The sequence below is a fragment of the Arenibacter sp. F20364 genome, from assembly GCF_023015905.1.
Taxonomy (GTDB): Bacteria; Bacteroidota; Bacteroidia; order Flavobacteriales; family Flavobacteriaceae; genus Arenibacter.
Genome location: NZ_JALKBD010000168.1, coordinates 1 through 362 on the forward strand (window position 1 = coordinate 1; position 362 = coordinate 362).

Annotated in this window: 1 protein-coding gene; it reads right to left on the reverse strand. The window is 41.2% G+C overall.

Annotation, left to right across the window (positions count from 1 at the left end):
- On the reverse strand, positions 1-362 hold a 362-nt coding region (locus MWU84_RS24475), incomplete at both ends, for a thrombospondin type 3 repeat-containing protein (RefSeq protein WP_246906625.1).

Consider the following 362-nt stretch of genomic DNA (forward strand, 5'->3'; position numbering starts at 1 on the left):
TCTGCACATTGGTCTAGATCATCTGTTACTCCATCTCCATCAGAATCTTCTTGACTTTCCGCACAGCCATCCACATTTACGGTTTCCCCGGCAGACGTTTCAGGACACTTATCTATATCGTTCGGAACACCATCACCATCTGTATCGTTTTTTTCAAAAACGGCGATAACCTCTGTATCCGATGTTATTGTAAGTGAATAAGGAGTATTTGTTCCTGAAATATCGCCACTCCAGTTTTTAAAATAGAATCCATTTGAAGGAATTGCCGTTATGGTCACCTTTTCTCCCGACTCAAATGTCCCTTGCTTAGGGCTAATAGTTCCTCCTTCTACAGGTAATACATCTCCTGTAAAGTCATAAAC